Source organism: Rhodococcus triatomae, from assembly GCF_014217785.1.
Classification (GTDB): Bacteria; Actinomycetota; Actinomycetes; order Mycobacteriales; family Mycobacteriaceae; genus Rhodococcus_F; species Rhodococcus_F triatomae.
Genome location: NZ_CP048814.1, coordinates 1,387,109 through 1,399,955, shown reverse-complemented (window position 1 = coordinate 1,399,955; position 12,847 = coordinate 1,387,109). Strand labels below are relative to the sequence as shown.

Here is a 12,847-nt window from a genome sequence, read left to right as displayed (position 1 = left end):
CGGGTGGCCGCCTGTTACCCGGTCGCGCCGGCGGGAATGACCGATCCCCGGTAGGTCTGCTCGATGTAGTCCGCGACCTCGTCCGACTCGAGTGCCTCGGTGAGGGCCTGCACGCGTGGATCGTCCACCGAATCCTCACGGACCGTGAGCACGTTGGCGTACGGATTGCCCTCGGCCTTCTCCAGCACCAGCGCGTCCCGGGAGGGATCGAGCCCGCCCTCGATCGCATAGTTGCCGTTGATGATCGAGAGGTCGACGTTGCCGTCGTCGAGCGTGCGCGGCAGCTGCGGCGGATCGATCTGGATGAAGTTCAGGTTCTTCGGGTTCGACACGATGTTCTGTTCGCCGACCTGGGTCAGATCCGTGTCCGGATCCTCGAGTTGGCGGTCGAGCTCGATCAGACCGGCCTGCTGGAGCAGATACAGACCGCGAGCGAAGTTGGTGACGTTGTTGGACAGGGCCACGGTGCCACCGTCCTGTACCTCCGAGACGTCGGTGACCTTGCGTGAATAGACGCCGAGCGGCTCGACGTGGACCGTCGCCACAGCGACCAGGTTGTCGACGCCCTTCTCCTGCGACCAGCTGTCCTGGTAGGGCACGTGCTGGAAGAAGTTGGCGTCGGTGTCGCCCGCCTCGAGCACCTCGTTGGCATCGAGATCGCCGGTGATCTCGCGGATCTCGAGAGTGTGGTCGCCCAGAAGGCCTTCGTCCTCGACGAATCGGAGGATTTCGGAATGCGGAACCGACGACGCGACGATCCGCAGGGGGCCTTCCGTGTCGCCCGAGGACCCGCTACCGCACGCCGCCGTGGCAGCCAGCACAGCGGCCGAGAGGGCCGCTGTCGTGAACGCTCTACGGATACCGAGTCGACGCATGTTGTTGATCCATTCCAGGCAGCACTGCGCGCCGACCTGCTCGGCGCTCCCACGGACGCTACGAATGCCGTCGGCAGATGACACGGGTCCGAATCGTGGTGATCGCAATTCCGCGTCACACCGAGCGTCGTGGGAATGGTCCCCTCGGAGCAGGGGTTGACCGGAGAAGGGTCCGTCGAGAGAGTGCGGAGGCGATATGACGAAAGCCCTGTGGGTACTCGCACACCCCGATCGTTGCTCGCTGAGCGCCCATCTCCGGGACGTCGGCGTGGACACGCTGCGCAGTGAGGGCTGGGAGGTCGAGGAGTCGGATCTCTACGCGATGGAGTGGGATCCGATCCTCGTTCGCGAGGGTGGCGACGACGTGCGGGCGGAGCAGGAGAAGCTCTGTGCAGCGGACCTCGTCGTTCTCCAGTTCCCACTGTGGTGGTATGGGGTTCCCGCGATCATGAAGGGGTGGATCGACCGGGTCTTCGAGCAGGGATTCGCGTACGACGTCCTGAATCCGGCGACGGGACGTTCGCGCAAGTACGGCGACGGTGGGCTGGTCGGGCGGCGGGCGCTGGCCGTCGTCACGGCGGGGGACCGGCCCGGCTCCCTCGGTCACCGAGGAATCAGTGGGCACATCGACGACGTGCTCTGGCCACTGCTGCACGGAACCTTCTGGTACACGGGCATGTCGGCACTCCGCCCACATCTCGTGGCGAACACCCGAGCCGTCGACGACGAATCGATCGGTGTGGTCGACGACGAGTTGAGGCGGCGGATACGGGGGCTGAAGGCCGAGGATCCGATCGACTACCTCCCGATGACCGAGGAGCACTACGACCATGCGATTCGGCTGCACCCGCACCGGTCGGAGTCGTTCGAGGGCAATCTGGCGCACCGCCGTCGCCCCGAACGTCCGGCGTAGCGGAGGGCCCGGCATTCCGAACCGACGTGTCCCGGTAGTGACGTGTCCCGGTACCGAAGTGTCTCGGCTGAGACGGCCCTGCACGACAATGTGCCGGTGGACAGTTCAGTGAGACAGGAACCGTTGGTTCAACCGGGGTACGACGCCCTCGCGAGGCGGTATGCGGAGCTCTTCCCGTCGCCCTACCTCACTCACCTCGAACGGCACGTCGTGCATGCATTCGCTGATCTGGTGACCGATGCGGGTCACCGAGGTGTCGTGGTGGACGTCGGTTCCGGGCTGGGTCAGGTCACTGCGGACTTGGTGGAGCGAGGACTCGACGTGGTGGGTGTCGAACCGAGCGACGCGATGCGGGAGATCGCTGTCCGCAACTACCCCGGGTGCCGCTTCCTGCGCGACGATGCCTACCTGGCAGGACCGGGCGCGACCGTCGAGGTGGCCGCGATTCTCGCCAGGTTCAGCGTGATTCACATCCCGCCGGAAGAGGTTCCCGAAGTGTTCGCGACGTGGGCGCGCCGGCTCGGGACGGGCACGGTCGTGCTGATCGCGTGCCAGACCGCCGACGACGGTGTTCGGGAGTTCGACCATGCCGTGGCTCGGGCCTGGCGGTGGAGTCCCGATCGCCTGGCGGAGACGCTGGACGAAGCCGGGTTCGAGGAGATCTGGAGGACTGTGAGCAGGCCCGATGCGGATCATCGATTCCCCGACGTGCACCTTGTCGCACGTCGTCGCTGAGATCGGCGTTGTTATCTCGCAGGACATCGGTGACCGAGGACCTTGTTTCGAACATTCTTTCGAGGTAATGTTCGTGTATGGGGTATCAGGGGGATCGTTTCGGGAACGGACCAGTCGTGAGTTGTTGTGTGACGCTGTCGCGTTGAGCGCGAAGATCGCGGTGTGGGAGGCGCAGCGGGTCGCTGTGGTCGCCGAGGTGGAACGCCGGTGTACGCGGGAGGATCATGGTTTCGCGTCGACGAAGGGGTGGTTGTCGTCGGTGACGGTGGTGTCGCCGGGTGCGGCGGGGCGGATCGTGGAACTCGGTGCCGGGTTGGCCGAGCATCCCGCGGTGGCGGAGGCGTTCGATGAAGGTCGGATCGCGTTCGAGCATGCGTTGCTGATCGTCCGGTTCTGCACGAAGCCCCCGAAAGGCATGCCCGCCGAGGCTCTACCGGGGTGTGTGGCGGCGTTGCTGGCGGCGGCGGACGGGCCGTTGGCGCGTACCGACGGAGTCCGCACGGCGATTGCGAAGTTGGAGGCGATCTTCGAATCCGATGACCAGCCCGCGTCGGAGGACACCGACCGTAACGAGCTGTATGTGTCCAAGACCCTGAATGGTCGGGTCGCGATTCGTGGTGACGTGGACGCGGTCACCGGGGAGATGCTGCTGACCGCCCTGTCGAAGTACTCGGCACCACAGCCCGCATCTGAGGGAACGCCGGATGCTCGTCCGCCGCGGCAGCGCCGCGCGGACGGACTCGCCCAGTTGTTGTCGATGCTCCTCGCGTTCGGCGAGTTGGGGGTCGAGGGCGGGGAACGTCCGCACCTGTCGGTACACGTGCATGCACGGGACCTGTGCCAGGATCGGCGCGAGGAGTATGCCCGCAGAACACGGCCGGCCGACAACACAGATGCGCACCCCGCTGATCCTGCCGATCTTGCCGAGGTGCGGGGTATCGCGTGGTCGCCGTGGATGGGGCCCCTCACGGTCAACACCGCCCGCCTCCTCGGCTGCGATGCGAACGTCACCGCAATCGTGCTCGACGAGCACGGCGCCCCACTGAGTGTGGGACGCACCCACCGCACCGTCACCAGGGCCCAACGCACAGCGCTCGCTGCCCGCGACGGTGGCTGCGCCTTCCCGGGCTGCGGAGCCACCGCCGCCTGGTGCGAGGGCCACCACATCAGGCATTGGGCAGACGGCGGACCCACCGACCTCGACAACCTCGTGTTGCTCTGCGGCACCCACCACCGGCTACTCCACACCACGGACTGGGAAGTGACGATCGGCAAGACCAGGCACCCGGTGTTCACCCCACCGGCGAGCGTCGACCCGGCACGAGAACCGATCCGAAAACCGATTCCCGGCCGTTCCCGGAGCGAGGGGAGTCCTGCGGCGGCATGAGTGCCGGCTCCGGCTGGTCCACGCGCGGTTGTGATCTGTTTCACGGCAGTGGTGGACGCTCGATCGAGTGCCGGGCCGAAAGTCCCCGGTGAACCCCCACCCCGGTAGACTGTCGGCGGCAGTCTGCGCCCGCCTGCCGCTCTTGATCTCCCACAGGGAAGGGACCCGACGCTCTGTGTCTCCGCAGGTCGATACCGTCACGCACGCATCCGCAACCCCCGAGGTAGTGCAGCCGTACAAAGAGCTCGGTCTGAAAGAGGACGAATACGTCCGCATCAAGGAGATCCTCGGCCGCCGGCCCACGGACGCCGAACTCGCGATGTACTCGGTGATGTGGAGCGAGCACTGCTCGTACAAGTCGTCCAAGGTGCACCTCCGCTACTTCGGTGAAACCACCACCGACGAGATGCGCGCGCACATGCTCGCGGGAATCGGCGAGAACGCCGGCGTCGTCGACATCGGCGACGGCTGGGCGGTTACCTTCAAGGTCGAGAGCCACAACCATCCGTCCTACGTCGAGCCCTACCAGGGTGCAGCCACCGGCGTCGGCGGGATCGTCCGCGACATCATGGCCATGGGAGCCCGACCCATCGCGGTGATGGACCAGCTCCGGTTCGGTGCGGCCGACGCGCCCGACACGCGTCGCGTGGTGGACGGGGTCGTCCGCGGAGTCGGCGGCTACGGAAACTCGCTGGGCCTGCCGAACGTCGGCGGCGAGACCGTCTTCGACGAGTGCTACAACGGCAACCCCCTGGTCAACGCGCTGTGCGCCGGTGCCATGCGGGTCGAGGACCTGCATCTGGCATTCGCCTCCGGTGAGGGCAACAAGATCATCCTGTTCGGCGCCCGCACCGGGCTCGACGGGATCGGCGGTGTCTCCGTGCTCGCCTCCGAGACGTTCGACGACTCTGCCGGTGGCCGACCGAAGAAACTGCCGGCCGTCCAGGTCGGGGACCCGTTCACCGAGAAGGTGCTCATCGAGTGCTGTCTCGACCTCTACCGCGAGAAGCTGGTCGTCGGCATCCAGGACCTCGGTGGTGCCGGCCTGTCCTGTGCCACCTCCGAACTCGCCGCCGCCGGTGACGGTGGAATGCACATCACCCTCGACAAGGTCCCCACCCGCGCCACGGGAATGACGCCCGCCGAAGTCCTGTCGAGCGAGTCGCAGGAGCGGATGTGTGCCGTCGTCACTCCCGAGAACGTCGACGCCTTCATGGCCGTGTGCCACAAGTGGGACGTTCTCGCGACCGTGATCGGCGAGGTCACCGAGGACGATCGGCTGAAGATCTCCTGGCACGGTGAGACCGTCGTCGACGTGCCGCCGCGCACCGTTGCCCACGAGGGTCCCGTCTACGAGCGCCCGCTCCGCCGGCCGGACAGCCAGGACGCGCTCATCGCCGACACCACGGCGGGGCTGGGGCGCCCCACCACTGCCGACGAACTGCACGAAACCCTGCTGAAGATGATCGCCTCGCCCGCCCTGTGCAGCCGCAAGTGGATCACCGAGCAGTACGACCGGTACGTCCGCGGCAACACGGTGCTCGCCGAGAACGCCGACTCCGGTGTGATCCGCATCGACGAGGAGACGGGCCGCGGCATCGCCCTCGCCACCGACGCGTCGGGCCGGTACACGCGTCTCGACCCCTACGCGGGTGCGCAGCTCGCGCTCGCCGAGGCCTACCGCAACGTCGCCGTCACCGGCGCGACGCCCAAGGCCGTGAGCAACTGCCTGAACTTCGGATCGCCCGAGGACCCGGCGGTGATGTGGCAGTTCCAGCAGGCCGTCCGTGGGCTGGCCGACGGGTGCGCGCAACTCGGCATTCCGGTCACCGGAGGCAACGTCAGCTTCTACAACCAGACCGGTTCCACCGCGATCCACCCGACCCCGGTCGTCGCGGTGCTCGGTGTCATCGACGACGTTCGTCGTCGGATCCCCACCGGGCTCGGACTCGAGCCCGGCGAGACGCTGATCCTGCTCGGCGACACCCACGACGAGTTCGACGGCTCGATCTGGGCCCAGGTCGAGCACGGTCACCTCGGTGGCGTCCCCCCGAAGGTCGACCTCGAACGCGAGCGCCTGCTCGCGGACATCCTGCTCGCCTCGTCCAGGGACGGGCTCGTCTCGGCCGCACACGACCTGTCCGAGGGAGGACTCGCGCAAGCCGTCGTCGAGGCAGCGCTCGCGGGCGAAACCGGGTGCCGGATCCTGCTCCCCGAAGACGCCGATCCGTTCGTCACGTTGTTCTCCGAGTCCACCGGCCGCGTGCTCGTCGCCGTCCCGCGCACCGAGGAAACCCGGTTCACCGGGATGTGCACGGCGCGTGGCCTGCCGTGGACACGGATCGGCGTGGTGGACGAAGGGTCCGACTCCGTCGAGGTGCAGGGTCAGTTCTCGGTCACGCTGGCCGAGCTGCGGGAGACCTTCGAGGGAACACTGCCTGCCCTGTTCGGGTGATGCGTGACCGAGTCCAGGACACAGGAGCGGTTACCGGAACAGCCTCGGGAGCACTCCCCGAGGCTGATCGACCCGGCGCGGCTGCACGGTCCTGTTCTCGACCCCGCCTGGGACTTCCTTCGCCTGGACTTCACCGGCCTGGCCTTCGCAGCCCTGTTCTTCAGCTGGTCGCTGACCCCGTCGCTGCTGCCCCGTGACTGGCTCTTCCAGGGGCTGATCGGCGGTATCAACGCCGCCATCGGGTACGCGCTCGGAACGGCGACGGGATGGGCCGTGCGCCGTTGGTTCCTGCGGAAGCGTTCCTGGTGGCCGCTGCCGGAGCCGTGGGCGTCGGCGGTGAAGGTGTTCGTGGCGACGACCTCGATCGTGGTGTCCGTCGTGATGCTCGTGTATTCGGCCGGCTGGCAGCGCGAGATCGCCCGCCTGATGGACGCGGAGGGCACCACCACGTCCGGCTACATCCGAACCGGGGTGTTGAGCCTCCTCGTCGCCGCCACGATCGTCGCCGTGTGGCGGGTGCTGCGCGACATCGTCCGCTGGATCGCCGGGCGGCTGATCCGGATGCTGCGGCTGTCCATCCCGGTCGCGACGACGATCGGGGTGATCGTGGTGACCGTGTTGTCGCTGCTGCTGATCGACGGGGTGCTCCTGCGCGGCAGCTACTCGGCGATCAACAACATGTTCAGCCTCGAGAACACCACGACCCGCGACGGTGCCGAACAGCCCACCGCGCCCGAGCGATCCGGAAGCCCCGATTCCCACGCGCCGTGGGACACCCTGGGATTCCAGGGCCGGGACTTCGTCTCGCGTGGTCTGCACGCCGAGGACCTCGAAGCGTCCAGCGGGCGCCCCGCGAGCGAGCCGATCCGGGTGTACGCCGGGCTCGAGACGGCCGACACCCCGGACGAACGGATGGACGTGGTCATCCGCGAACTCGAGCGCACCGGGGCCTTCTCCCGCAGCGTCCTCGTCGTCATCCCGACGACGGGAACGGGGTGGGTCAATCCGACCGCGGCCGAGGCGATCGAACTCGTCCACAACGGCGACAGTGCCCTGGTCGCCGCACAGTACTCGTACCTGCCGAGCTGGATTTCCTTCCTCGCCGATCGGGACAAGGCGGCGGAGGCCGGGAAGCTGCTCATCGAGCGGGTCCGCGAACGGTGGTTGCAGGAGCCGGCGGAGACCCGTCCCCGCCTGATGGTCTACGGCGAGAGTCTCGGCACTCAGGCGGGGGAGGGGGCGTTCACCGATCTCGGTGACGTGCGCTCCAAGGTGGACGGCGTCCTGTGGGTGGGGCCGCCGAACTCGAACCCCCTGTGGGGTTCGCTCGTCGCCCGCCGCGACCCGGGGAGCACCGAGATCGCCCCCAGATATGCGGACGGGCTGCTCGTCCGGTTCGCGGACGACTCGACGGATCTCGCGGCCGACGGCACCGAGTGGCTGTCGCCGCGGGTGCTGTATCTCCAGCACGCCACGGATCCCGTGGTCTGGTGGTCGCCCGATCTGATGTTCACGCGGCCGGACTGGTTGCACGAACCGCCGGGCCCCGACCGCACTCCGTCCATGAAGTGGTTCCCGTTCGTCACGTTCTGGCAGGTGTCGGCGGATCTGACGAATGCGGCGGGAGTTCCGGACGGGCACGGCCACAACTACGGCACACTGGTACTGGACGGCTGGGTGGCAGTCGCCCAGCCCGAAGGATGGACGGCGGAGGACACCGAACGTGCCCGCACCACGCTGCAGCGATACATCGACACCTCCGGGCCCGAGAAATAGCCGGTGGCCCGAGGTGATTCCGTGAGACAGAGACTCCCCGCCCTCGCGCTCGCCGCGGTGGCGGTCGCGTGGAACAACGCGGTGCTGCCCCGGCTCGGACTGAGCCCCCGCGGTCGCGCCGTCGCGAACGCGGCGGCAGGTGTCGGTGCCGTCGCGGCGGTACGTGCCGCCGGTTTCGGCGCCGAGGAGACCGGGATGTCCCGCCACCAGGCGATGCGGGGACTGACTCGGGGACTCGCCGTCGGCGCGATCCCGCTCGCCGGCTACGGGCTGATGTACTCGGTGCCTGCGCTGCGGCATCGCCTGGTGCGTCACGAGGAGCGCCCCGACACGGTCGAATGGATGTTCCTGCACATCCCGGTCGGGACCGTGGTCGCGGAGGAATTGTTGTTCCGGGGCGCACTGTCGGCATCGACGTCGCGAGGCTGGTCCCCGGCCGCCCGCACGGCTCTGCACGCGACGGCGTTCGGCCTGTGGCACGTGCAGCCGGCCCGCGCCGCGGGAGACCACGTCCTCGGGACCGTCGCGGTGACGGGGGCATCCGTGCTCCTCTTCGACGCGCTGCGCCGACACACGGGGAGCGTGCTCGCGCCTGCCCTCCTGCATCTGACGATCAACGTCGGTGGGGCAGGCGCCGCCGTGGCGGCGGCCCGCACGCACGTGGTGGCCCGCTCCGCCCCTCGGTGATCCGGGCCCGGCGGGCATCGTAGGTTGGGGACATGCCGCCACGCCGCGCCGTCGATCCCGCCGAACTCCGGAACTCGATGCTCGCCGTGATCCCGTGGCTGCGAGGGGACACCGACGCGGCTCCCGCGCGCAGCGAGCTCGCCGCGGCGGTGCGGCTCAGCGCCCGCACCCTGGAACAGATCGCTCCGGGGTCGAGTGTGGAACTGCGGGTGCCGCCGTTCGTGGCCGTCCAGTGCATCGAGGGGCCCCGACACACCCGAGGCACCCCACCGAACGTGGTGGAGACCGATCCCCGGACCTGGTTGCTGCTCGCGACCGGGCTGGCGCACCTCGACGACGCCGTCGCGGCGGGCACGGCGACCGCATCGGGGAGCCGGGCCGGCGAGATCGGCCACTGGCTGCCCGTCGTCCCGGGTGTGTGACCGGTCACGCGATCAGGGGGAGTCGACTGCTCCCGGAATAGCGACCGCCGTCGGGACGTAGACTTGGAGTGCCCCCCGTACATCCCTCCACCCAAGGGAGCCCTCGGTGTCTCGTGCCGATCTGTCGGTCCACAGTCCGAATCTTCTCGCACCCGGACGAATCGACCCGGCCGTGCCCGGGCCGGACGCCGAGGAGAACGAGCCCCGCGAGGAATGTGGTGTCTTCGGCGTGTGGGCGCCGGGTGAGGACGTCGCGAAGCTGAGCTACTACGGGCTCTACGCCCTCCAGCATCGTGGTCAGGAGGCAGCGGGCATCGCCGTCGCGGACGGCTCCCAGGTGCTCGTGTTCAAGGATCTGGGCCTGGTCAGCCAGGTGTTCGACGAGCAGACCCTCGGCGCCATGCCGGGGCATGTCGCCGTCGGCCACTGTCGCTACTCGACCACCGGCTCGACCACCTGGGAAAATGCTCAGCCGATCTTCCGCACCACCGCCGCGGGGAGCGGCATCGCACTCGGACACAACGGCAACCTCGTCAACACCGCCGAGCTCGCCCACCGGGCCCGGGAAGCCGGCCTCGTGGACGATCGGCTCCCCGCAGCCACCTCGGACTCCGACCTCGTCGGTGCGCTGCTCGCCCACGCCGCCGCGGACACCAGCATCGAGCAGGCCGCGATGGCGCTGCTCCCGACGCTGCGCGGCGCGTTCTGCCTGACCTTCATGGACGAGAACACCCTCTACGCCGCTCGCGATCCGCACGGCGTCCGTCCGCTGTGCCTCGGCCGGCTCGACCGCGGCTGGGTGGTCGCGAGCGAGACCGCGGCGCTCGACATCGTCGGTGCCGCATTCGTGCGGGACATCGAGCCCGGCGAACTGCTGGCGATCGACGCCGACGGCGTCCGCTCCTCCCGGTTCGCGAGCCCCGAGCCGAAGGGCTGCGTGTTCGAGTACGTCTACCTCGCGCGGCCGGACAGTGTCATCGCCGGCCGGTCCGTGCACTCCACCCGGGTCGAGATCGGCCGTCGGCTCGCGAAGGAGCACCCGATCGACGGGGACCTGGTGATCCCGGTCCCCGAATCGGGCACTCCCGCCGCGGTCGGGTACGCGCAGGGCTCGGGTATTCCGTACGGACAGGGCCTGATGAAGAACGCCTACGTCGGCCGCACCTTCATCCAGCCGTCGCAGACCATCCGCCAGCTCGGTATCCGGCTCAAGCTCAATCCGCTGCGCGAGGTCATCCGCGGCAAGCGCCTCGTGGTGGTGGACGACTCGATCGTGCGCGGCAACACGCAGCGTGCGCTGATCCGGATGTTGCGGGAGGCCGGTGCGCTGGAGATCCACGTGCGGATCGCCTCGCCGCCGGTCAAGTGGCCGTGCTTCTACGGCATCGACTTCGCGTCGCCCGCCGAGCTCATCGCGAACGGTGCCGGCGGCACCTCGGAGGGGCGCGCGGACTTCGACGAGATGATCGAGGGCGTCCGCCGGTCGATCGGCGCCGACTCGCTCGGCTACATCTCCATCGACGGCATGATCGGCGCGACCGAACAGCCGGCGTCGCGTCTGTGCGCGGCCTGCTTCGACGGCGAGTACCCCATCGCACTGCCCGCCGAGTCCTCGATGGGCAAGAACGTCCTCGAAGGCATGCTCGAGAGCGCCGCCGGGACGGTCACCTCCCACGACAACGACAACGTCGACGCGCTCAGCCGCCCCTGACCCTCCCCTCCGATTTCGCACCCCTTCTTTCGCACTCCTCCCGCCCCTCTCCCCATGGGTGAAGGGACCATTCGACCGGTCTGAGGGCGTCGAGGGTCCGTTCACCCACGGGGAAGGGGCAGCGGTGGTGGGGTTGGCGCTTCCGGTACCGTTAGGGCGCAATCGGTGTGTTCGGTTGCGGAAATGCCCACGGAGCAAGACTGCCCACACGAGCAAGACAAGGCTGGAGTGCAGACCCCATGACCGACGATCCGACAAGTCGCCCCGGCGCCTCCTACGCAGCGGCAGGAGTCGACATCGAAGCCGGAGACCGGGCTGTCGAACTCTTCGCCCCGCTCGCGAAGAAGGCCAGCCGTCCCGAGGTGTACGGCGGAATCGGCGGATTCGCGGGCCTGTTCTCGCTCAAGGGCGACTACAAGGAGCCGGTGCTGGCCGCCTCCACCGACGGCGTGGGCACCAAACTGGCCGTGGCGCAGGCGCTCGACAAGCACGACACCGTCGGACTGGACCTGGTCGCGATGGTCGTCGACGACCTCGTCGTGTGTGGCGCCGAGCCGCTCTTCCTGCAGGACTACATCGCCGTGGGCCGGGTCGTGCCGGAGCGGGTCGCCGAGATCGTCGGCGGTATCGCCGAGGGATGCATCCAGGCAGGCTGCGCCCTGCTCGGCGGTGAGACGGCGGAGCACCCCGGCGTGATGGCCGACGGGGACTACGACCTGTCCGCCACCGGTGTCGGCGTCGTCGAGGCCGAGGCGATCCTCGGCCCGGACCGGGTGCGTCCCGGCGACGTGGTGATCGCGATGGGTTCGTCCGGACTGCACTCGAACGGCTACTCGCTCGCTCGCAAGGTGCTGCTGGAGATCGACCACATGAGCCTGACCGCGCACGTGGACGAGTTCGGCCGCACCCTCGGCGAGGAACTGCTCGAGCCCACCCGGATCTACGCGAAGGACTGCCTGGCGCTGGCCGCGGAAACGGACGTGCGCACCTTCTGTCACGTGACCGGCGGCGGTCTGGCCGCGAACCTCGCCCGGGTCATGCCGGCCGGTCTCGTCGCCGAGATGGACCGCGGAACCTGGAGCCCCGCGCCGATCTTCGGGATGATCGCCCAGCGTGGCCGGGTCGAGCGCGGTGAGATGGAGCAGACCTTCAACATGGGTGTCGGCATGGTGGCGATCGTCGCGCCGGAGGACGTCGACCGTGCCCTCGCGGTTCTCACTGCCCGCCACATCGACTGCTGGACGCTCGGCAGCATCAAGAAGTCCCACGACGCGGCGGCGATTCGTGCCGTCCTGACCGGCGACCACCCGCGCTTCTAGAGGCCCGCTTCTCGACTCCCCGGTTCGGGGGCCGTCCTCGTGACGGTCCCGTGCCGGGGTTCGTCGTCTCCGTAGTACTGCGTGCGGTAGTACTGCGTGCGGCATCGGGAGAGTGCGAGGCGAACGTGGCAGGTGCGGACACGCGAATGAGGGAGAGCCTCCGGGGCTCCCCCTCATTCGCGTGTCCTCGACCGCTACGAACGCACGTGGTGTCCGTACCGACGCGGGATGTCGATCAGCGGCGCCAGTCGTCCTCGTCGTCACGCGAGTCGGAGTAGACGTCGTCCCGATGGGACGATCCGCCGGAGAGCTCACGCTGGAGGCTCTCGAAATCCGTGGTCGGTACGCTGTACTTCAACTCACGTGCAACCTTGGTCTGCTTTGCCTTTGCCCGGCCGCGGCCCATGGCTGACCCCCTCGCGCTTTCGCGGGGCGGCCTGGGGAATTTGGCGGCCCCGTATCAGTGTGTATGTTCCTGCCCCACACTTTAGCGTGGAAAAGTCGCTTCCGCTTCCATCCCCCGGCTACCGCTGTGTCTGGTTGGTCTCATCGCACGGTTGAGCTGGA

General features: G+C 68.5%; 11 protein-coding genes. 9 read left to right on the top strand and 2 right to left on the bottom strand.

Annotated features, from left to right (window positions below; all coding sequences use genetic code 11):
- Positions 1-14 precede the first annotated feature (14 nt).
- Entirely contained in the window at positions 15-959 is a 945-nt protein-coding gene (locus tag G4H71_RS06580) for a MetQ/NlpA family ABC transporter substrate-binding protein (protein ID WP_246442514.1), read from the bottom strand.
- Between the two features lie 112 nt (positions 960-1,071).
- Here G4H71_RS06580 and G4H71_RS06575 point away from each other — a divergent pair, with 112 nt between their 5' ends.
- The 9 genes from G4H71_RS06575 (at position 1,072) to purM (ending at position 12,280) form a co-directional block, all read left to right on the top strand.
- Positions 1,072-1,788, top strand: coding sequence for an NAD(P)H-dependent oxidoreductase (locus G4H71_RS06575; protein ID WP_072736154.1), 717 nt, complete (start codon positions 1,072-1,074; stop codon positions 1,786-1,788).
- A gap of 96 nt (positions 1,789-1,884) precedes the next feature.
- Positions 1,885-2,523, top strand: a complete 639-nt coding sequence (locus G4H71_RS06570) for a class I SAM-dependent methyltransferase (protein WP_246442516.1) — start codon at positions 1,885-1,887, stop codon at positions 2,521-2,523.
- A gap of 142 nt (positions 2,524-2,665) precedes the next feature.
- The gene (locus G4H71_RS06565; RefSeq protein ID WP_169847106.1) at positions 2,666-3,910 is read left to right on the top strand and encodes an HNH endonuclease signature motif containing protein; all 1,245 of its coding nucleotides are present in this window, start codon (positions 2,666-2,668) and stop codon (positions 3,908-3,910) included.
- Between the two features lie 175 nt (positions 3,911-4,085).
- Positions 4,086-6,365, top strand: a complete 2,280-nt coding sequence (gene purL / locus G4H71_RS06560) for a phosphoribosylformylglycinamidine synthase subunit PurL (protein WP_072736152.1) — start codon at positions 4,086-4,088, stop codon at positions 6,363-6,365.
- 3 nt (positions 6,366-6,368) lie between these two features.
- Positions 6,369-8,141 carry an alpha/beta hydrolase gene (locus G4H71_RS06555; protein WP_072736151.1) on the top strand — a complete coding sequence of 591 codons (1,773 nt, stop codon included), beginning with the start codon at positions 6,369-6,371 and terminating at the stop codon, positions 8,139-8,141.
- Positions 8,142-8,162: 21 nt separating this feature from the next.
- Positions 8,163-8,828 carry a CPBP family intramembrane glutamic endopeptidase gene (locus G4H71_RS06550; RefSeq protein ID WP_139183125.1) on the top strand — a complete coding sequence of 222 codons (666 nt, stop codon included), beginning with the start codon at positions 8,163-8,165 and terminating at the stop codon, positions 8,826-8,828.
- Between the two features lie 32 nt (positions 8,829-8,860).
- Positions 8,861-9,250 (top strand): sterol carrier family protein, encoded by a 390-nt coding sequence (locus G4H71_RS06545; RefSeq protein WP_072736149.1) that lies wholly within the window; start codon positions 8,861-8,863, stop codon positions 9,248-9,250.
- A gap of 106 nt (positions 9,251-9,356) precedes the next feature.
- Positions 9,357-10,961, top strand: a complete 1,605-nt coding sequence (purF, locus tag G4H71_RS06540) for an amidophosphoribosyltransferase (RefSeq protein WP_072736148.1) — start codon at positions 9,357-9,359, stop codon at positions 10,959-10,961.
- 239 nt (positions 10,962-11,200) lie between these two features.
- Positions 11,201-12,280: a phosphoribosylformylglycinamidine cyclo-ligase gene (gene purM, locus G4H71_RS06535; protein WP_072736147.1), complete on the top strand. Its 1,080-nt coding sequence runs from the start codon at positions 11,201-11,203 to the stop codon at positions 12,278-12,280.
- A gap of 235 nt (positions 12,281-12,515) precedes the next feature.
- Here the strand turns inward: purM and G4H71_RS06530 are convergent, their stop codons facing one another.
- Entirely contained in the window at positions 12,516-12,686 is a 171-nt protein-coding gene (locus tag G4H71_RS06530) for a DUF3073 domain-containing protein (protein WP_072736146.1), read from the bottom strand.
- Positions 12,687-12,847 lie beyond the last annotated feature (161 nt).

Bases quoted from the DNA above. Each gene is read 5' to 3' on its own strand.
- purM (WP_072736147.1), top strand. From the start codon at position 11,201: ATGACCGACGATCCGACAAGTCGCCCCGGCGCCTCCTACGCAGCGGCA.
- G4H71_RS06545 (WP_072736149.1), top strand. From the start codon at position 8,861: ATGCCGCCACGCCGCGCCGTCGATCCCGCCGAACTCCGGAACTCGATG.
- G4H71_RS06530 (WP_072736146.1), bottom strand. From the start codon at position 12,686: ATGGGCCGCGGCCGGGCAAAGGCAAAGCAGACCAAGGTTGCACGTGAG.
- G4H71_RS06575 (WP_072736154.1), top strand. From the start codon at position 1,072: ATGACGAAAGCCCTGTGGGTACTCGCACACCCCGATCGTTGCTCGCTG.